The following is an 18,038-nucleotide window of genomic DNA, read 5'->3' on the forward strand; positions in this document are numbered from 1 at the left end:
TTATGGCGGATGGACTAACTCCCCTTTCCGGAGCAACGGCGGGACAGATACCACCGGACCGTGCGCGAGCGATGCGACGCGCGGCGACCGGCATGCTCGTCCTGATGGCTGCGATATTCATCCTTTCCGGCCGCTACCTGGCTGTGCACCCTGCATGGGGTTACGTGCACGCTTTTGCCGAGGCGGCAATGGTCGGCGGCCTTGCCGACTGGTTTGCGGTTACCGCGCTATTCCGGCGCCCCCTCGGGCTTCCGATCCCGCACACCGCAATCATCCCGGAAAACAAGGATCGCATCGCCGATACGATGGCGGATTTCCTGCGCAGCAACTTCCTGACGCCGCAGGTAGTGGCGAGACGGATGGGCGCCATGAACTTTGCCGGCGCCGTCGGCTCCTACCTCGCCGATCCCAAGGCTGCGCAGGATGCACGCATACGCGCCGGCGCCGGGGACCTAGCTGTCGAGGTCCTCGAATCCCTCGATCCCGACCGGCTTGGCACTCAGGTGCGAAGCGGCATCGCTGCGCAGATCGAGAAGCTGGAGATCGCTCCGCTATTGGGCGGAATGCTGGATGCAATGATCGCAGATGGCCGGCACAAACCGCTTATCGACAAGATCATTCGCTGGGCCGGCCTGGTCCTGGAAGACAATGAAGCGCTGGTCCGCGACATGGTTCACAAGCGCGCCAACGCCGTCCTACGCTTTACCGGCCTGGACGAGCGGCTCGCGAATTCGGTCATCGATGGCCTTTACAAGCTCCTTGCAGAAGTGCTCGTCGATCCGGAACACCCGCTTCGCGACAAGATCGAGGAAGGGCTGGAAGAACTCGCCAAGGGCCTGCGCGAGGATCCGGAAATGCAGGAACGGGTCGAGCGGTTGAAGAGCGAGCTCCTCACCAATCCCGCGATTGCGGATTGGTGGCAAGGCGTCTGGGAGCGGATCAGGGCGAGGTTGATCCGGTCGATCAAGGAGTCCGGCGGTGTCGGACCTTCCTATCTCGGCGAAACCCTGGGCGAGCTTGGCGCTGCATTGCGCGATGACCACCGGCTCCAGCTACAGGTCAATCGCTTTGCACGCCGCACTGCCGTAGGTATCTCGACGCGTTACGGCGACCAGATCGTGCAGCTGGTATCTGAAACCGTCCGCCGCTGGGATGCCACGACACTGACCGACCGTGTGGAAAGCGCAGTTGGTCGCGATCTCCAATTCATCCGTATCAACGGGACGCTGGTGGGCGGACTCGTCGGCCTGACGCTCCATGCGGGCAGCCAACTGCTTGCCTCAATGTAGCCGCCCTTGTTTCATTCGGAAGTCTACCGTGAGACTCCAATAGGAAGGCACCTTCTCCCCATCCTCATTGAGAGCCGGTTCGAATTTGGCCCGCCGCATAAGGGCAAGGCATAGGGCGTCTTCGAACATCTGCGGCACGGTTGAGTTCTGGATCTGACAGAAGGTCGCTCGACCAGCAGTACCCACGGTCAATCTGACGGCTATCCGCGCGCCCATGCCGTATTTTTGCATGAGACCGGGATAGTCGCTCTGCTGGACCCAACTGCCCTGATCCAGGGGAACCGCCCTGCTCGCGACCACACCCCCTCTGTCCGTCGACAGGAACGATGTTTCCAGCGCCTCGGTGCACCGGTCAATCGCCTCGCTTAGTTCGAGCAAGCCGCCTGTCTCCAGCCGGAAGCGTTTCAGACCGGCGCGCTCGATCTGGAGATACTCGATCGCGTCCAGGAGCTCGGCGTCGGGGGTTTTTACGATGAAGCTGCCATCTGCGGTTCTTTCCGCTGGCGAGAAGCGCGCCCCGTACAACACAAGCGCCGCATCGCCGCCGCGTGTTTCTGCAGATGTATAGTTGCGTCCACTGGGCTTTTCTGCGGGTCCGAACTGCACGCTAATCAGGGGACCATGGGTGTTCCTCACAGCGTCGCCGATGATCGTCATGTTGAAGGTGTCGCCGCGACCGCCGTGCTCGAAGACAAGCCTCGCAGTCTCGTCTTCATGCCTGAAAGCCCTTCGGGCTACGCAGCGGTCGGCTTGACGCTCGACCGACCACTCGTTCGAAGGCTGATAGATTACCGCAATATCTCGCGCGGAACCTTCAGCAACCATCGTTGCCATGGCGCATGCAACAAGTCCGTAAAACAGAGATCGCATCTTCACTTCTGTGCTCGTGTTGGAGATCGAGCGCTCCCGTTTCTCAGGGGGCATTGCCATTCATCCGGTACACAATGCGTGTGGTGTAAAAACTCCGGACGGGGTTGCCGCTGATCGTAAGAGCCGGCTCGATCTTCGCGTGGGATTGGAAAACCGTGCAGGGGTGACGCTTCATGTCGAAGTCTTTCGCGAGAGTCTGGTTGAGAAGGGTGCAATCTTCGATGCGCCCGTCATCGCCCACATTCACACGCAAGTGAAAATCTGCCTGAGCGCCTTTGCGCAAAGCCTCGGCGGGATATTCCCGCATGATACGGTTAGCGACCACGTCGAGATTCGTGATCTTCGGCGGTATCGCAACAGCCCTCTGTTCTTCGACATCGAAACCCCAGCTCTCGACCAAATTCTCGATACACAGGTTCAGGGCCTGAATAGGCTTTTGAAGTGAACCCAATCTCAGTGCGAACGATGTCGAGCCCCTCTGATCGATCGCGAGCCTGTCGATCGAATCTGCGGCCTCTGCATCGAGCGCGGGGATTTCGCGCGGATCGGTATTCCAGTCGCGCTCCTCTGCGCCTTCCTCGACCTCGGGTGTCGCAGCCACCGTTGTTGTGCCGCCGATCACAGCGCCGTAATTGTCCAAGGTCGCCCCGGTATAGCGGAATTCCTCGCCGTCTCCGCCGGGGCCGAATTCGAAAGTGGCACGCCCGGTCTTCTTGATGTCCCGCACCTGCGGCCCTGCGACCGCCCATTGTGCGGAAGACGAGGGCCCCCATTGATCAAGCATGAAGATGGTCTTTTCTTCGTCAGACCCGAAAAGGCGTGCGAGTCGACATCGGTGTTCGCCCATATCGAGCTGCCACGGGCCGAGAGGCATGAGCAATTCAGGCTCCCGCTCCTTAGCCGAGATGCCCGACGGAAATCCCGCTAGCAAAGCTATTATGACAAGCGAAAGTAATGATTTGCGACCTAACATAGAAAAACCCCTCCGCTACGATAATGTAGCGGAGGGGTTATGAATTCAAGTCGAAGTTTGACTTAAAGCTTTTCGGTAAGCTCCGGGACCGCCTTGAATAGATCCGCCACGAGGCCGATGTCGGCGACCTGGAAGATCGGTGCGTCCTCGTCCTTGTTGATGGCGATGATGGTCTTGGAATCCTTCATGCCCGCAAGGTGCTGGATCGCGCCGGAGATGCCGATCGCGATATAGACTTCCGGAGCGACGATCTTGCCGGTCTGGCCGACCTGGTAGTCGTTGGGGACGTAGCCGGCATCGACCGCGGCACGCGATGCGCCGATGCCTGCACCGAGCTTGTCCGCAAGCGGCGTGATGATCTGTTCGAAGGTCTCGCCGTCCTTGAGCGCACGGCCACCCGAAACGATGACCTTGGCACTGGTAAGTTCCGGGCGGTCGCTCTCGGCGATCTCGGCGCTCACAAAGCTGGACAGGCCAGCATCGGCAGGGCCGGAGATTTCCTCGATCGTGCCGCTGCCGCCTTCGGTCGCCGCCTTGTCGAAGGCGGTACCGCGAACGGTGATGACAAGCTTCGCGTCGGACGATTCGACCGTGGCGATGGCGTTGCCGGCGTAGATCGGACGGGTGAAGGTCTTCTCGCCTTCGACCGAAAGGATGTCCGAAATCTGCATTACGTCGAGCAGTGCTGCAACGCGCGGTGCGATGTTCTTGCCAGTGGTGGTGGCGGGTGCGACGAAAGCGTCGTGGTGGCCCATCTGATCGGCGATCAGGGGCGCGACATTCTCAGCCAGTGCATGCTCGTAAGCTGCGTCATCAGCGAGGTGGACCTTGCCCACGCCCGCAACCTTGGCGGCCTGTTCCGCGACAGCGCGGCAGCCTGAACCTGCAACCAGCAGGTGGACTTCGCCCAGCTTGCTGGCGGCAGTGACCGCAGCCAGCGTTGCATCCTTCATCTCGGCATTGTCGTGTTCGACCCAGACGAGAGTTTTCATAAGTCTATTCCTTTCCTGTCCGGGTTCTTACGCGATGCCGAGCGCTTTGATCTTGGCGACCAGCGCATCGACGTCTTCGACCTTCTCGCCTGCCTGGCGAACCGGCGGTTCGGAGACGTTGGTCGTCTTGAGGCGCGGCGCGGTGTCGACGCCGTAATCGGACGGGCTCTTGGTATCGAGCGGCTTCTTCTTCGCCTTCATGATGTTGGGCAGCGAAGCATAGCGCGGCTCGTTCAAGCGAAGGTCGGTGGTGACGATGGCCGGAAGCGTAAGCTTTACGGTTTCGAGACCGCCATCGACTTCGCGCTTCACGGTGACGCTGTCGCCATCGACTTCGACGGTGTTCGCAAAGGTGCCCTGCGGACGGCCCATGAGGGCTGCGAGCATCTGGCCGGTCTGGTTCGAATCGTCGTCGATCGCCTGCTTGCCCAGCATCACGATGCCAGGCTGCTCTTCCTCGGCAATAGCCTTGAGGATCTTGGCGACGGCGAGCGGTTCGACTTCATCGTCGGTTTCGACGAGGATCGCACGGTCCGCACCCATGGCGAGTGCAGTGCGCAGCGTTTCCTGTGCCTTTGCCGGGCCAACCGACACGGCGACGATCTCTTCCGCCTTACCGGCTTCCTTGATCCGGATCGCCTCTTCGACTGCGATTTCGTCGAAGGGGTTCATGCTCATCTTGACGTTCGCCAGATCCACGCCCGAGCCATCGGCTTTCACGCGGGGTTTGACGTTGTAATCGATCACCCGCTTGACGGGGACGAGGATTTTCATGGGTGTTACCTTCCTCTCGATAGAAACTGTGCCGCCCGCCTAGCTTGCGTTTACGTAAACGTCAAGTTGGGCAGGACGGATATTCGAAACCTTTGCAACAGCCTCTCGCCCGCGGAAATCCTCAGGTCAAGCGCTGCAGGCTGCTCACCTTTACTATGGATGGCGTGGCGAATAGTTTCCCTGCAAAGGCAGGAGGTTTGCGATGCGCGACTGGATGATGATTGCAGCGGCTCTCACCCTGGCAAGCTCGCCGGTCGCCGCGCAGGAAGTGCGGGACACGCCGGAGGACCACCCCCCGCCGCCCGCTTCGCTAGAGCAGATGGGGTGGCTGGTAGGTCAATGGAGCGGCACCGGGATAGGCGGTGCCCCCGCGCACGAAAGCTGGCTGCTTCCCACAGGCAACACCATGGTCGGCACCTTCATCCAGATGAAGGATGAAACCGAGATCATGTTTACCGAGCATATCTACCTGATGGAGGAAGAAGGCTCGCTGGTCATGCGCCTCAAGCACTTCAACGCCGACTTGACCGCGTGGGAAGACAAGGAAGGCATGGTAACCTTCAAGCTCATCGCTCTTGAGGACTGCGCTGCCTATTTCCGGGCGCTGACACTGCGTTGCGATGGCGACAACGGCCTCGTCGCCGCCGTGCGCATGAAGAGCGCAGGCGGCGAGATAAGCGAGCTCGTTTTCCGGTTCGAACGGGTCGAGTAAATCCGGGCGGCGCTCAGGCCGCCTTTTTCACCTCTGCCACGATCTTGCGAGCGGCATCGCCCAGGTCGTCTGCAGGAACGATCGGCAGGCCCGAATTGGCGAGGATTTCCTTGCCCTTTTCGACATTGGTGCCTTCGAGGCGAACCACCAGCGGCACGTCCAGCTCGACTTCCTTGGCCGCCACGACAATGCCTTCGGCAATCGTGTCGCAGCGCATGATGCCGCCGAAGATATTCACGAGGATGCCTTCGACCGCCGGGTCCTTGAGGATGATCTTGAACGCCGCAGTGACCTTCTCGGTCGTCGCGCCGCCGCCCACGTCGAGGAAGTTCGCCGGGAAGGCGCCGTTCAGCTTGATGATGTCCATCGTTGCCATGGCGAGGCCTGCGCCGTTGACCATGCAACCGATGTTGCCGTCGAGCTTGATGTAGGCGAGGTCGTATTCCGATGCTTCGACTTCGGCCGGGTCTTCCTCGGTCTCGTCGCGCATCGCTTCCACGTCCTTGTGGCGGTAGAGCGCGTTGCCGTCGAAGCTCATCTTGGTGTCGAGGACGAGCAGGTTGCCGTCCTTGTCTTCCACCAGCGGATTGATCTCGAGCATTTCCATGTCGAGGTCCATGAAAGCGGTGTAGAGCTGCTTAGCGAGCTTCTGGCACTGCTTGTTGGTGTCGCCCGTCAGCTTGAGGGCGAAGGCCACCGCGCGGCCGTGGTGGGGCATGAAGCCCTGTGCCGGGTCGATGGTGATGGTGGTGATCTTCTCGGGCGTCTCGTGCGCGACATCCTCGATGTCCATGCCGCCTTCGGTCGATGCAATCATGGCGACCTGGCCGGTGGCGCGGTCGACCAGCATCGAGAGATAGTATTCATGCGCGATGTCGACGCCGTCGGTGACATAGAGGCGATTGACCTGCTTGCCTTCGTCGCCGGTCTGGATCGTCACCAGCGTGTTGCCGAGCATTTCCTTGGCGTTCGCTTCGACTTCCTCGATGCTCTTCGACAGGCGGACGCCGCCCTTCGCATCGGGGCCGAGTTCCTTGAACTTGCCCTTGCCGCGGCCACCGGCGTGGATCTGGGCTTTCACGACGTAAAGCGGCCCGGGAAGCTGTTTCGCGCCTGCGACCGCTTCTTCGACGGTCATCGCTGCGTGTCCTGCGGGAACGGCGATGCCGTACTTAGCGAGGAGTTCCTTGGCCTGGTATTCGTGGATGTTCATTTCGGGCTTTCGTCCTTCGCGTATTGCGCGGCTGGGGGAATCGAGTTGCGGGGCCGCATAAGCATGTCTGGCCGCGCTTGAAAAGTGCGACTTTCGGGTGCAGGTGCGCTTCCCATCCATGATCGACGCAAAGCGACTCGAATCGATCGTCTCCGAAGCGGGGCGCATCGCGCTGGACCTCTGGCCCGGCGCGGGCAACGACGTGCGCACTTGGGAAAAGACTCCGGGCAGCCCGGTGTGCGAAGCCGACCTGGCCGTCGACGCCTTCCTCAAGCGGGAGTTAGGCGCTCTGTTGCCCGCAGCCGGCTGGCTTTCGGAGGAGACAGTCGACGATCCGGCGCGTCTCGACCGCGATCTTATCTGGCTCGTGGATCCCATTGACGGCACCCGCGATTTCATTCGTGGCCGTCCGGGCTGGGCGGTGTCGGTGGCCTTGATAAGTGCAGGTCGGCCTCTGATCGGCTCGCTCTGTGCGCCCGCCCGCAAGGAAGTATGGCAGGCAACTGCCGGACAGGGTTCCTGGAGAAACGGTGAGAAGCTCGTTTCGTCCAAGCGCGAGGAATTCACCGGTGCCCGTGTCCCTGCAGCGGACCTGATGAAACAGGACCGGATGCTCGAGAAAGTCTACCAGCCCAACTCGATTGCGCTGCGCATGGCCATGGTTGCAGCGGATGAGGCCGATTTGGTCGCGACCCTGCGCTGGGGTTTTGAGTGGGACATCGCTGCAGCGGCACTTATCGCGCGCGAAGCGGGGGCCGCGGTCTCGGACGCCTTCGGCCGTAAACTGAATTACAACAAGCGCGACCCGCGCGAATTCGGGATGGTCGTGAGCGCGCCCGGCATCCATTCCGCAACGGTCGCGCATCTCGCCGACCGGGCGGCAACCCTGGCCTCCAAATAGCAACCCCAACAAAAAAGGGACCGGGTTTTGGCCCGGCCCCTTTCCTGCGACTTTTCCGAAAGGCTCGGATCAGTTGCCCTGCTGGGCTGCTTCGACATCGTCTTGGTCGAAGGGGATAATCTTGATCTCGACGCGGCGGTTAAGCGGTTCGGCAACGCCATCCGCAGTCTGGACTGCAAGGTTCGTTTCACCAAAGCCCATCCAGCGGATGCGCGAGGAGCTCACGCCGCGGCTGGTCAGATAGTTTGCGACTGCCTGCGCACGCTGTTCCGAGAGGCGCTGGTTGAAGTCGGAGGCACCAACGGTGTCGGTGTAGCCGTATACGTCGATCAGGCTGTTCGGATACTGGACGAGGTTCTGCGCGACCCGGTCGAGTGTCTGACGGAAAGCGCTGTTGATCGTAGCGCTGCCCGTAGCGAAAGTTACGCCGTCCGGCAGGTTCACGAGGATAGCCTCGCCGCCATCAACTTCGCTGACGTCCACGCCCGAACCGGCAGTCTGCTCTTCGAGCTCCTTGATCTGCTGGTCCATCTTGTAGCCGACATAGCCGCCGGCAGCGGCGCCGCCTGCAGCACCGATGATACGGCCGGTCTTGCCGCCGATGACGCCGCCAAGCAGGCCGCCGGCGACTGCACCGCCGACGCCGCCGAGAACGGTGCGCGAAATCTTCTTTTCACCCGTGTTCGGGTCGGTGACGCAGGCCGAGGTGCCGATGAGGGCGACAGCCGAGAAGCCTGCGAGGAAAATCCGTGATTTTTGCATATATATATCCCCTTCAAGAGTTATGACGGCCAGCGACTCCTTACGAGCCGGTGCCGACACGCCATGTGGGACGCGCCCACCAGCGCCTCTGAAGGTTCCAAACAAGCGAAACGGCCTAGTGTTCCGCGAAGCACTGGCATGCGCGATAATTTGTGCTAGCGCAGGAGTGTGACCCCCTTTCCCTGGACAGACCTGCTCATCATCGCCGGGCTCATCATGCTCAACGGCGTTTTCGCCATGAGCGAACTCGCCATCGTTTCCGCGCGCACAGGACGGCTACAAGGGGCTGCCCAGCAAGGCAGTGCCGGAGCGAAAGCGGCGATCGCGCTCGCGGCAGATCCGGGCAAGTTCCTTTCGACCGTACAGATCGGCATCACTCTCGTCGGCATCGTCGCGGGTGCATACTCCGGCGCCAGCCTCGGCGGTCCGGTCGGAGAGCGCCTTGCCGCTATCGGGCTGCCCGCGGACTGGGCCCCTCAGGTCGGCTTTGCCCTGGTCATTGCGCTGACTACCTATTTCAGCCTCGTGATCGGCGAACTGGTGCCGAAACAGATCGCGCTCCGCGCTGCCGTGCCGATTGCCACTGCGATGGCATTGCCGATGGCCTTCATCGCAAAGGTCGCCGCGCCCTTGGTCTGGCTGCTGGACACCTCTTCCAGCCTCATCATCCGCTTGCTCGGCGTGCGCCCGGCCGGTCAAAGTGCGGTTACGGCGGAAGAGCTGCACATGCTCTTCGCAGAGGCTACGCGAAGCGGGGTAATCGAGCACGAACAGCACCAGATGCTGTCGGGCGTGGTCCGTCTCGCCGAACGCCCCGTGCGCGAAGTGATGACGCCGCGCACGGAGATCGACTGGATCGACATCGCAGCTGACGAGGAAGCGATATCCAACCTTCTTGCCGAAAGCCCCCATTCGGTGTGGCCCGTTGCGGACGGATCCCCCGACAAGGTCCTCGGCCTTGTGAGGGTCCGCGAAATCCTGGCGGCCCAAGTAGCCGGAGGTCCGGTGATCCTGCAGGACCTCCTGCGCAAGGCGGAGGTGGTTCCGGACCAGCTCGATGCGGTGGATGCCCTGCGCGTCTTGCAGCAGGCCGATATCGCCATGGCGATGGTCCATGACGAATATGGCCATCTCGACGGGATCGTGACGCCGGTCGACCTTCTGACCGCAATCGTCGGCGATTTTGCCAGCGACCAGGATCCGGGCGATTCGCCGGGTATCGTGGAGCGTGCGGACGGCTCGCTCCTGGTTTCGGGCTCGCTAAGTGCGGATGCGCTCGCCGACCGGCTGGGGCTCGAATATGGCGAAGACCGCGAATTCGCGACCGTCGCGGGCTACGTCCTCGCAGTGCTGAAAAAGCTTCCGGTCGAGGGCGAGTGGTTCGAGGAGCAGGGCTGGCGCTTCGAAGTCATCGACCTCGACGAACGCCGGATCGACAAGCTCCTCGTCAGCGCGCTGGACTCAGCGAAACCTTCGGAAGACGGCGACGGTTGAAGCTTCCCGAAAAGGGAAGCGTAATCAGCCAGGGATTACGGCCTGCGCCGTAGCACCGTCGCCTTCGGGTGCGGCCACGATGTCGCGGGTCACGCTGCCCTTGGCGACCGTATTGGTGCCTTCGCTACCGATCATGCTGCGAATGCCCGGCTCCGCAGAACCGGCACGGTCGAGCACCGAAGTCTCGACCGAGCTACGCGCAGCCGGACCGCCGAACAGGGCTTCGAGAGCCTGTTCTGCAGCCGTGCCTTCTGCCGGACGCGGAGCGCCCGGTGCCGGCGGGACGAGGTTGAAGTCCGGCGGAACGACCAGCGGAGCCTGGCGCTGCACGGCAAATTCGTCGGGACGTTCGCGATTGAGGAAACCGCCGCTGCCACAGGCCGCGAGCGTGCTTGCGGCGGCGCTCACCAGGGCGATGCGAGTAAAGGTGTTCATGTATTGCTCTCCGCGGCGTCTGCCGTCTTGCCGTCCATCATGTCGTCGACTTCCTTGTCGCCCATGAAGAACGCGCGGGCAAGGATGATTACGACGCCGATGGTGATAGCGGCATCTGCGATGTTGAAAATGAGGAAGGGGCGGAAATCCCCGATGTGAAAGTCCGCATAGTCGAGGACATAGCCCAGCTCGTAGCGATCCTTGATATTCCCGAGCGCACCGCCGAGAATCAGCGATAGGCCGAGAATGTCGCCAAGCAGCTTCTCGCGGAACATCCATACCGTGACCAGCAGGGCGATCAGCGCCGTGACGCCGACGAGGATCCAGCGCGTCTCCGGGCTGGTCGCCTCGAACATTCCCAGCGAAACGCCGTAATTGTGGACGCGGTAGAAATCGAAGAAAGGCAGGAGGTCGAGCTTGTCGCCCGGCACCTTGAGGCCGAGCGGGCCGTCGACCCACCATTTGACGACCTGGTCGACCGCATAGATCGCAAAGGCGATCCCCACGCCGATCAGGCGATTGCGCAGGACCGGGGTCATTCCCCCGAACTCCCTGCAGCGTCCATCTGTTCGATGACATCGTCGCAGCGGTCGCACAGGGCACCGTCCTCGGAAACCGAGGGCAGCAGGCGCCAGCAACGGCCGCATTTGGATTCGCCGGTTCGAGTGACAGTCACCGTGTCGCTATCGCCGCGCGTCACTGACGCGGTGATGAACAGTTCGGCGAGGTCTTCGTCGGTGAAGCCTTCGGGCACCGCACTCGCGGGCACGACGACGTCCGCTTCGAGGCTGGAGCGGATGGTCTTGTCACGGCGCAGCGGTTCGATCGCTTCGGTCACCCGTTCGCGCAATTCGCGCAGGCTTTCCCAGCGGGCGCCATCGGCAGTCACGCTCGGTACCGCGGGCCAGTCGAGCAGGTGCACGCTGCCGCCGTCAGGGTAGCGCGTGGTCCAGGCCTCTTCCGCCGTGAACACCAGCACCGGCGCGGCATAGCGGACCAGCGCGTGGAAGAGCAGGTCGAGCACGGTGCGATAGGCATTGCGCTTCACGCTATCCGGACCGTCGCAATAGAGGCAGTCCTTGCGGATATCGAAATAGAACGCGGACAGGTCCTCGTTGCAGAAGTCGACTAGGAGGCGCGTGTAGGTATTGTAATCGTAGCTTTCGAGCGCCGCCTTCAGCTTGCCGTCGAGATCGGCCAGCAGCGCAAGGACGTAGACCTCCAGCTCGGGAATTTCGCCCGCATCGCCCATGTCGCCGACGAAACCGTCGAGCGCGCCGAGCAGGTAGCGGAAGGTGTTGCGCAGGCGGCGGTACTGGTCGCCCACGCCTTTAAGGATTTCATCGCCGATGCGGTGGTCTTCGGTGAAGTCGACGGAGAGCGCCCAGAGGCGGATGATGTCGGCGCCGTACTGTTCCATGACCTTCAGCGGGTCGATGGTGTTGCCGAGGCTCTTCGACATCTTCTTGCCCTGCTTGTCCATGGTGAAGCCATGGGTCAGCACCGCGTCATAAGGCGCGCGGCCGCGGGTGGCGGAGCTTTCGAGCAGGCTCGACTGGAACCAGCCGCGATGCTGGTCGCTGCCTTCGAGATAGAGGTCGGCGGGCCAGCGTTGGTCGGGCCAGCGGTCGCCTTCGAGCGTAAAGGCGTGGGTACAACCCGAATCGAACCAGACGTCGAGAATGTCGGTGACCATCTCGAACTCTGCCGGGTCGTGGTCCGCACCGAGATATTCGGCCTTGCGGCTTTCGTCCCAGGCATCGACGCCCTGTTCGCGTACGGCTGCGACCACACGGGCATTCACCTGCGGGTCTTGCAGATAGGAGCCGTCGCTACGCACGAAGAGCGTGATCGGCACACCCCATGCGCGCTGGCGGGAAAGCACCCAGTCGGGGCGGCCTTCGACCATCGAACCGATGCGGCGGCGGCCTTTTTCGGGATAGAACTTCACCCGCTCGATTTCGCGCATGGCGATTTCGCGCAAGGTCGAGTGGTCCTTGCTTGTGAACATTGCGACGGCGGCGCCGAAACCTTCGGGCGCGGCAACGTCGAAGTCTCCGCGATCGAGGGGCTTGTCCATCGGCACGAACCACTGTGGCGTGCAGCGATAGATGACCTTGGCCTTGGAGCGCCACGAATGGGGATAGGAGTGCGCGTAGTCGTCGCTGGCCGAAAGCAGCGCACCTGCTTCGCGAAGGTCCGAACAGATCGGCCCTTCGGGCGAATTAAACGCCTTGTTGATCACCGCGCGCCGGCGCTCGTCTTGGCCGCCCAGCCATTCCCAGTCGTCGCGATAGCGCCCGTCGCCCATGACCGCGAAAACCGGCTCGATGCCGTGTTCGCGGCAGAGCAGGAAGTCGTCCTCGCCATGGTCGGGCGACATATGGACGAGGCCCGTACCGCTGTCGGTAGTGACGAAATCGCCCGCGAGCAGCGGACGCGGCGTGGCATAGAACCCGCCGAGATGGTGCATCGGGTGACGCGCCATGGTTCCGGCTAGGTCGGAGCCTTTGCCCGCCCAGCTGATGTAGAGATCATCCAATGTGATCCCTGCTGTCGGATCCACGCTGTCTTGCACCGCACGCCTCACACGCTCTGCAAAGACTTCGACCAGTTCAGTAGCAACGAGGAATGAATTATTCAGCAAAAAGTCGCAGTTGCGCATCCACCGGGCAAGTTCGTCCGAACCGTCCGGCAAGTCGACATCAATATCGAGGCTTACTGAAATACGCTGATACTCAACCTCCGGCCCATAGGCCAAAGCCTGGTTCACCGGGATCGTCCACGGCGTGGTGGTCCAGATCACGGCATGCGCGCCGACCAGTTCCTCAATCGGTGAATCCACGATCTCGAAGGCCACGTCGATCTGGGTCGAGGTGATGTCCTCGTATTCGACCTCGGCCTCGGCCAGCGCGGTCTCTTCGACCGGCGACCACATCACCGGCTTCGAGCCGCGATAGAGGTTTCCGGCCTCGGCAAACTTCATCAGCTCGGCAACGATGGTCGCCTCGCTTTCGAACTGCATGGTGAGGTACGGATTGTCGAAATCCGCCATCAGGCCGAGGCGCTTCAATTGTTCGCGCTGAACATCGACCCATTTCTGCGCATAGGCGCGGCATTCGGCGCGGAATTCGCTCGCCGGAATGGCGTTCTTGTCGCGCTTCTTCTTGCGGAACTGTTCCTCGACCTTCCACTCGATCGGCAGGCCGTGGCAATCCCAGCCGGGCACGAAAGGCGCGTCCTTGCCGAGCAGCGTCTGCGAACGCACCACCATGTCCTTGAGGATGCGGTTCAGCGCATGGCCGATATGCATGTCGCCATTGGCGTAGGGAGGGCCGTCGTGAAGGATGAACTTCTCGCGGTCCTTGCGGGCCTCGCGCAGCTCTTCGTAGAGGTTTTCTTCCTGCCAGCGCGCAAGGATCTTCGGCTCCTTCTGGGGGAGGCCGGCCTTCATGGGAAAATCGGTCTTGGGAAGGAAGACCGTGTCTTTATAGTCGCGCTGTTCAGTCATTGCCGCGCGCGCTTAGTAGATGGCGCGCTTCCAAGCAATCTTTCTCCATCTCTGCGGTGAGCGCCTCTAGCGAATCGAATTTCGCCTCGCCGCGCAGGAAGTGATGGAAGGCCACTTCGATTTCCTGGCCATAAAGATCGCCGGAAAAATCGAAGAAATATGGCTCCAGCAGTTCCTTGGGCGGCTCGAACTGGGGGCGGACCCCGATATTCGCCGCGCCGAGGAGTTCCTGGCCGGTCGAAAGGATACGGCCCGTTACGGCATAGATACCGTATTTGGGTCGCAAATAATGCTCGATCGACAGGTTCGCGGTGGGATAGCCGATCGTGCGCCCGCGCTTGTCGCCATGCTCCACGATCCCGCGGATCGCGAAGGGGCGGGTAAGCAGGCGCGCGGCCTCCTGCGGATCGCCTTCACGCAGTGCATCGCGCACGCGGCTGGAAGAAACCGGCTTGCCGCCATCGAGTACCGGCTGGGCGGCGCGTGCCTCGATCCCGACTTCCTTGCCGAGCGAGACGAGCTTTTCGAAATTGCCTCCGCGCGCCTTACCGAAAGTGAAGTCTTCGCCGGTGACGACACCTGCCGCGCCGAGATGTTCGGCCAGCAACACCTTCACGAAGTCTTCTGCGGTCGTCCCCGCCAGTTGGCCGTCGAAGTGGAACACCAGCATCGCGGTGGCGCCGGCGGCAAGGTATAGCTCCTGCCGCTGCTCCAGCGTGGTCAGCCGGAATGGCGGGGCGTCGGGCTTGAAATGGCGAACCGGGTGCGGATCGAAGGTCGCGATGATCGAGGGGCGTCCCTCTTCACGCGCCCAGTCGATCGCCTGCTTCGCGACGGCCTGGTGGCCTAGGTGGAACCCGTCGAAATTGCCGAGCGCAATGATCGCGCCGCGCAGGCTCTCGGGCAGCGGGTCGCGGTGGTCGAGAAACCTCATTGCGGCACCAGTCCTTCGCCGATCACGCGCAGAGCATTGCCGCCCATCGCCGCGCGAATTTCTTCCTCGGAAAAGCCTTCGTCGAGCAGGGCCTGGGTGACCTGTGTCAGCTCTGACGTGTCGAAGCGCACGGTGACCGCGCCGTCATAGTCGCTGCCCAGCGCGACATGCTCGATCCCGACGAGATCGCGAATATGTTTCATTGCTTTCGCAGCGGCGCGAGGGGAGGTGTCGCAGACGGCGCCCTCCCAATAACCGACACCGATGATCCCGCCGGTCGCCGCGACACCTTGAATTTCCTCGTCGGTGAGGTTGCGATTGACGTCGCAGGTGGCCTGCACACCTCCATGACTGGAGACCACGGGGCGGGTCGCCATGGCGAGTATTTCCGAAACGCACTGATGACTGCAATGCGCGATATCGACGATCATGCCCATCGCCTCCATCCGCTTGACGGTTTCGCGGCCCATATCGGTCAGCCCGCCCTTCTCGAGGCCATGCATCGAACCGGCCAGTTCATTGTCGAAGAAATGCGTGAGCCCCGCCATGCGCATTCCAGCAGCGTATAGCGTGTCGAGATTGTCGATGTCGCCCTCGAGGCTTTGCAAGCCTTCAGCACTGAAGAGGACGCCGGTCCCATTGTTCTTGACCGCGCGGCGTCCCAGCAGCCCGGCTACGTCATCCCGGCCGCGGATCGACACGAGCTGATTGCCGGAGCCTTCGACCGCCCGATCAAGCCTTTGCGCGTGGTAAAGCGAGCGGTCCAGCAAGCTTCCCCATGTCCGCACCGGTTGAAGCTGCGCGATCACCAGCGGGGTGATATTGTCCGTGTCCGCGCCATTGGCATCGTAATTCTGCCCGCGCGGCGTCTTTGTAACGCTGGAGAAGACCTGCAACGCGACGTTGCCCTGCTGGAGGCGCGGCAGGTCGACATGCCCCCTGTCGCCCCGGTCCAGAAGATCACGGTTCCACAAGAGCGTATCGGAATGCAGGTCGACGATGGTGAGGCTGTCATGAAGCGCCCGCGCTTCGTCCGACACTTCGATCAAGGGCAGACCATCGACCTTGTTCATGCCCCGCTCGACCACCGCCGGACCAAAAGCGAAGAAGCCGACAACTGCCAGCAGGACTACTGCCCCAAGCCCAAAGACAATGCGCCGCTTCATTCCGATCGCTCGTACGTCAGGAAGGAATAGGCAGGCATGTCTTCCCGAGCGTCGAAATCCTCGCGTCCGCCTACTTCCCATTCGGGTCCGAGCGGGGGCATGAAGACATCGCCATCGAAATCCTGGTGGATCTCCGTCAATTCTACCCGGTCCGACAGAGGGAGGAAGACATCGAAAATGGCGGCACCGCCAATGACGGCAGCGTTATCGCCAGCGGTCGCGAGGGCCTCCTCGACAGAGCGCACCACCTCGGCGCCGGTGGAGTCCCAACGCTCTTTGCGGGTCAGGACGATATGGCGACGTCCGGGCAACAGGCCGGGCAAGCTCTCGAAGGTCTTGCGGCCCATGATCATCGGCTGGCCCATGGTAAGCGCCTTGAAGCGCTTCAGGTCGGCGGGCAGGTGCCAGGGCAGCTGGCCATTCTTGCCGATCGCGCCATTGGCGGCGCGTGCATAGATACAGAACAGGCTCATGCGCGGGTCAGGCGGGTGAGATGGCCCATCTTGCGCCCTCCACGGACTTCCGATTTGCCGTAATCGTGCAGGTGGGTATCGGCATCCGCGAGAAATGCATGTGCACCCTCGATATCGCTGCCGATGATGTTGCGCATGTCGACCGCCTCTGCCGTGGTGCGCGTGTCGCCCAGCGGCAGTCCCGCAACGGCCCTGATGTGGTTCTCGAACTGGCTTGTTGCCGCGCCCTCGATGGTCCAGTGGCCGGAATTGTGCACCCGTGGTGCCATCTCGTTGAAGATGGGGCCTTCGTGAGTCGCAAAGAATTCGAGCGTCAGCACGCCGACGTATCCAAGGGCATCGGCCACCTGTCCCGCCAGCTTGCGAGCCTGCTCCACCTGAGGTTCGACCGCGTCTCCGGCCGGAAAGAAGGACGCTGCGAGTACGCCGCTTTCATGGACGTTGCGCGAACTGTCCCAGAAACGGATTTCGCCATCCTTGGCGCGCACGAGGATGACCGAAAACTCGGCATCGAATTCCACGAAACCTTCGTAGATCGCGGGGACATCGGGGAGTTTGAGGGCGGCGGCATCGCGGCCCGACATGATGCGCCACTGGCCCTTGCCGTCATAACCGTCGCGGCGGGTCTTCACGATGCCGGGCGCGCCAAGCCGGTCGGTCGCCGCTTCAAGATCGCTTTGGGAATCGATCTTCGCATAGGCTGCCGGCTTGCCGCCCAGCCCCTCGATAAACCTTTTCTCGTTGAGGCGGTCCTGCGCCGTTTCTAGAGCCTTGGGGTCGGGGAATATCTTGTCGGAAGGAAACGCCCGGGCGGTCGCGACCGGCACGTTCTCGAATTCCCAGGTGACGATGTCGCAACGTGCGGCGAATGCCGCCAAGGCCGCCTGGTCGTCCCAGCGATTGGTGAAGAAGTCCTCGCAGACCTCGGCAGCGACGTTATCGCCTTCCGGCGAGTAGCCGATGCAGCGATATCCGAGCTGGGTCGCGGCGACGGCCATCATCCGGCCAAGCTGGCCCCCTCCCAGGATGCCGATCGTCGAGCCCCGCTTCAGCATCAGTCTTCCGGTCGCTCTGTAACAGCATCGCTGCGCGCCTGGCGCCAGGCCTTGAGCCGTTCTGCCAGCGCGGCGTCCCCGTTGGCCAGAATAGCGGTAGCCAAAAGGCCGGCATTGGTGGCTCCCGCTTCACCAATTGCGAGAGTGCCGACCGGCACGCCTGCCGGCATTTGCACGATGGAGAGCAGGCTGTCCTCTCCGGACAAGGCCCTGGACTGGACCGGGACGCCGAGGACGGGAATGTGGGTAAGGGCCGCGATCATGCCGGGAAGGTGAGCCGCGCCGCCTGCGCCTGCGATGATGACGTGAAAGCCATCGGCCTCTGCTGCCTTGGCGAATTCGTACATCCGGTCCGGTGTACGGTGGGCGGAGACGATCCGCACATCGGTTTCCACACCGAGTTCCTCCAGCACTTCGGCTGCGCAGGTCATGGTTTTCCAGTCCGACTGGCTACCCATGACGATTGCGACCTTTGCCCCCATGA

General features: G+C 62.2%; 18 protein-coding genes. 4 read left to right on the top strand and 14 right to left on the bottom strand.

The annotated features are described in order from the left end of the window. Positions 1-71 precede the first annotated feature (71 nt). Positions 72-1,289: a DUF445 domain-containing protein gene (locus LCM24_RS06625; RefSeq protein WP_224803263.1), complete on the top strand. Its 1,218-nt coding sequence runs from the start codon at positions 72-74 to the stop codon at positions 1,287-1,289. Here LCM24_RS06625 and LCM24_RS06630 read toward each other — a convergent pair. The 4 genes from LCM24_RS06630 to LCM24_RS06645 all read right to left on the bottom strand — a co-directional run bounded on the left by LCM24_RS06630 (position 1,281) and on the right by LCM24_RS06645 (position 4,898). Beyond that, positions 1,281-2,213: a TonB family protein gene (locus tag LCM24_RS06630; protein ID WP_224803264.1), complete on the bottom strand. Its 933-nt coding sequence runs from the start codon at positions 2,211-2,213 to the stop codon at positions 1,281-1,283. The two genes, LCM24_RS06625 and LCM24_RS06630, sit on opposite strands and share 9 nt — an antisense overlap. After that, the gene (locus LCM24_RS06635) at positions 2,203-3,132 is read right to left on the bottom strand and encodes an energy transducer TonB (RefSeq protein WP_224803265.1); all 930 of its coding nucleotides are present in this window, start codon (positions 3,130-3,132) and stop codon (positions 2,203-2,205) included. The genes LCM24_RS06630 and LCM24_RS06635 overlap by 11 nt, the downstream gene beginning before the upstream one ends. 62 nt (positions 3,133-3,194) lie before the next feature. After that, on the bottom strand, positions 3,195-4,124 hold the full coding sequence (locus LCM24_RS06640; RefSeq protein WP_090477173.1) for an electron transfer flavoprotein subunit alpha/FixB family protein: 930 nt from the start codon (positions 4,122-4,124) through the stop codon (positions 3,195-3,197). 27 nt (positions 4,125-4,151) lie between these two features. Beyond that, the gene (locus LCM24_RS06645; RefSeq protein WP_224803266.1) at positions 4,152-4,898 is read right to left on the bottom strand and encodes an electron transfer flavoprotein subunit beta/FixA family protein; all 747 of its coding nucleotides are present in this window, start codon (positions 4,896-4,898) and stop codon (positions 4,152-4,154) included. 202 nt (positions 4,899-5,100) lie between these two features. Between LCM24_RS06645 and LCM24_RS06650 the strand changes: the two genes are divergently transcribed. Beyond that, positions 5,101-5,610: a DUF6265 family protein gene (locus LCM24_RS06650; protein WP_224803267.1), complete on the top strand. Its 510-nt coding sequence runs from the start codon at positions 5,101-5,103 to the stop codon at positions 5,608-5,610. A gap of 13 nt (positions 5,611-5,623) precedes the next feature. On the opposite strand, the gene sucC is transcribed toward LCM24_RS06650, so the two are convergent. Then, positions 5,624-6,823: an ADP-forming succinate--CoA ligase subunit beta gene (gene sucC, locus LCM24_RS06655; protein WP_160596000.1), complete on the bottom strand. Its 1,200-nt coding sequence runs from the start codon at positions 6,821-6,823 to the stop codon at positions 5,624-5,626. Between the two features lie 118 nt (positions 6,824-6,941). On the opposite strand from sucC, the gene LCM24_RS06660 reads away from it, so the two are divergent. Beyond that, a complete protein-coding gene (locus LCM24_RS06660) occupies positions 6,942-7,724 on the top strand; it encodes a 3'(2'),5'-bisphosphate nucleotidase CysQ (RefSeq protein WP_090477180.1) in 783 nt (260 codons plus the stop codon). A 69-nt stretch (positions 7,725-7,793) separates the two neighbouring features. On the opposite strand, the gene LCM24_RS06665 is transcribed toward LCM24_RS06660, so the two are convergent. Continuing rightward, positions 7,794-8,486, bottom strand: a complete 693-nt coding sequence (locus LCM24_RS06665) for an OmpA family protein (RefSeq protein ID WP_224803268.1) — start codon at positions 8,484-8,486, stop codon at positions 7,794-7,796. Between the two features lie 168 nt (positions 8,487-8,654). Here LCM24_RS06665 and LCM24_RS06670 point away from each other — a divergent pair, with 168 nt between their 5' ends. Next, positions 8,655-9,980, top strand: a complete 1,326-nt coding sequence (locus LCM24_RS06670) for a hemolysin family protein (RefSeq protein WP_224803269.1) — start codon at positions 8,655-8,657, stop codon at positions 9,978-9,980. A 24-nt stretch (positions 9,981-10,004) separates the two neighbouring features. On the opposite strand, the gene LCM24_RS06675 is transcribed toward LCM24_RS06670, so the two are convergent. Genes LCM24_RS06675 through purE form a run of 8 tightly spaced genes read right to left on the bottom strand, consistent with a single transcriptional unit; the run spans position 10,005 to position 18,036 of the window. Beyond that, a complete protein-coding gene (locus LCM24_RS06675; protein ID WP_090477186.1) occupies positions 10,005-10,415 on the bottom strand; it encodes a DUF3035 domain-containing protein in 411 nt (136 codons plus the stop codon). Continuing rightward, positions 10,412-10,954, bottom strand: coding sequence for a signal peptidase II (gene lspA, locus LCM24_RS06680; RefSeq protein WP_224803270.1), 543 nt, complete (start codon positions 10,952-10,954; stop codon positions 10,412-10,414). Before lspA ends, LCM24_RS06675 begins: the two co-directional genes overlap by 4 nt. Further along, positions 10,951-13,926, bottom strand: coding sequence for an isoleucine--tRNA ligase (ileS, locus tag LCM24_RS06685; RefSeq protein WP_224803271.1), 2,976 nt, complete (start codon positions 13,924-13,926; stop codon positions 10,951-10,953). The genes lspA and ileS overlap by 4 nt, the downstream gene beginning before the upstream one ends. Continuing rightward, on the bottom strand, positions 13,919-14,860 hold the full coding sequence (locus LCM24_RS06690; RefSeq protein WP_224803272.1) for a bifunctional riboflavin kinase/FAD synthetase: 942 nt from the start codon (positions 14,858-14,860) through the stop codon (positions 13,919-13,921). The genes ileS and LCM24_RS06690 overlap by 8 nt, the downstream gene beginning before the upstream one ends. Continuing rightward, positions 14,857-16,026: a dipeptidase gene (locus LCM24_RS06695; protein WP_224803273.1), complete on the bottom strand. Its 1,170-nt coding sequence runs from the start codon at positions 16,024-16,026 to the stop codon at positions 14,857-14,859. The genes LCM24_RS06690 and LCM24_RS06695 overlap by 4 nt, the downstream gene beginning before the upstream one ends. Beyond that, positions 16,023-16,499: a dihydrofolate reductase gene (locus tag LCM24_RS06700; protein WP_224803274.1), complete on the bottom strand. Its 477-nt coding sequence runs from the start codon at positions 16,497-16,499 to the stop codon at positions 16,023-16,025. Before LCM24_RS06700 ends, LCM24_RS06695 begins: the two co-directional genes overlap by 4 nt. Then, positions 16,496-17,554, bottom strand: coding sequence for a 5-(carboxyamino)imidazole ribonucleotide synthase (locus tag LCM24_RS06705; RefSeq protein WP_224803275.1), 1,059 nt, complete (start codon positions 17,552-17,554; stop codon positions 16,496-16,498). Before LCM24_RS06705 ends, LCM24_RS06700 begins: the two co-directional genes overlap by 4 nt. After that, a complete protein-coding gene (gene purE, locus LCM24_RS06710; protein WP_224803276.1) occupies positions 17,554-18,036 on the bottom strand; it encodes a 5-(carboxyamino)imidazole ribonucleotide mutase in 483 nt (160 codons plus the stop codon). Before purE ends, LCM24_RS06705 begins: the two co-directional genes overlap by 1 nt. Positions 18,037-18,038 lie beyond the last annotated feature (2 nt).

The sequence above is a fragment of the Qipengyuania aquimaris genome, assembly GCF_020171965.1.
Classification (GTDB): Bacteria; Pseudomonadota; Alphaproteobacteria; order Sphingomonadales; family Sphingomonadaceae; genus Qipengyuania; species Qipengyuania aquimaris_A.

What these genes read in the sequence shown, in the direction of transcription:
- LCM24_RS06625 (WP_224803263.1), top strand. Translation starts at nt 72, where the DNA reads ATGCGACGCGCGGCGACCGGCATGCTCGTCCTGATGGCTGCGATATTC.
- LCM24_RS06630 (WP_224803264.1), bottom strand. Translation starts at nt 2,213, where the DNA reads ATGCCCCCTGAGAAACGGGAGCGCTCGATCTCCAACACGAGCACAGAA.
- LCM24_RS06635 (WP_224803265.1), bottom strand. Translation starts at nt 3,132, where the DNA reads ATGTTAGGTCGCAAATCATTACTTTCGCTTGTCATAATAGCTTTGCTA.
- LCM24_RS06640 (WP_090477173.1), bottom strand. Translation starts at nt 4,124, where the DNA reads ATGAAAACTCTCGTCTGGGTCGAACACGACAATGCCGAGATGAAGGAT.
- LCM24_RS06645 (WP_224803266.1), bottom strand. Translation starts at nt 4,898, where the DNA reads ATGAAAATCCTCGTCCCCGTCAAGCGGGTGATCGATTACAACGTCAAA.
- LCM24_RS06650 (WP_224803267.1), top strand. Translation starts at nt 5,101, where the DNA reads ATGCGCGACTGGATGATGATTGCAGCGGCTCTCACCCTGGCAAGCTCG.
- sucC (WP_160596000.1), bottom strand. Translation starts at nt 6,823, where the DNA reads ATGAACATCCACGAATACCAGGCCAAGGAACTCCTCGCTAAGTACGGC.
- LCM24_RS06660 (WP_090477180.1), top strand. Translation starts at nt 6,942, where the DNA reads ATGATCGACGCAAAGCGACTCGAATCGATCGTCTCCGAAGCGGGGCGC.
- LCM24_RS06665 (WP_224803268.1), bottom strand. Translation starts at nt 8,486, where the DNA reads ATGCAAAAATCACGGATTTTCCTCGCAGGCTTCTCGGCTGTCGCCCTC.
- LCM24_RS06675 (WP_090477186.1), bottom strand. Translation starts at nt 10,415, where the DNA reads ATGAACACCTTTACTCGCATCGCCCTGGTGAGCGCCGCCGCAAGCACG.
- lspA (WP_224803270.1), bottom strand. Translation starts at nt 10,954, where the DNA reads ATGACCCCGGTCCTGCGCAATCGCCTGATCGGCGTGGGGATCGCCTTT.
- ileS (WP_224803271.1), bottom strand. Translation starts at nt 13,926, where the DNA reads ATGACTGAACAGCGCGACTATAAAGACACGGTCTTCCTTCCCAAGACC.
- LCM24_RS06690 (WP_224803272.1), bottom strand. Translation starts at nt 14,860, where the DNA reads ATGAGGTTTCTCGACCACCGCGACCCGCTGCCCGAGAGCCTGCGCGGC.
- LCM24_RS06695 (WP_224803273.1), bottom strand. Translation starts at nt 16,026, where the DNA reads ATGAAGCGGCGCATTGTCTTTGGGCTTGGGGCAGTAGTCCTGCTGGCA.
- LCM24_RS06700 (WP_224803274.1), bottom strand. Translation starts at nt 16,499, where the DNA reads ATGAGCCTGTTCTGTATCTATGCACGCGCCGCCAATGGCGCGATCGGC.
- LCM24_RS06705 (WP_224803275.1), bottom strand. Translation starts at nt 17,554, where the DNA reads ATGCTGAAGCGGGGCTCGACGATCGGCATCCTGGGAGGGGGCCAGCTT.
- purE (WP_224803276.1), bottom strand. Translation starts at nt 18,036, where the DNA reads ATGGGGGCAAAGGTCGCAATCGTCATGGGTAGCCAGTCGGACTGGAAA.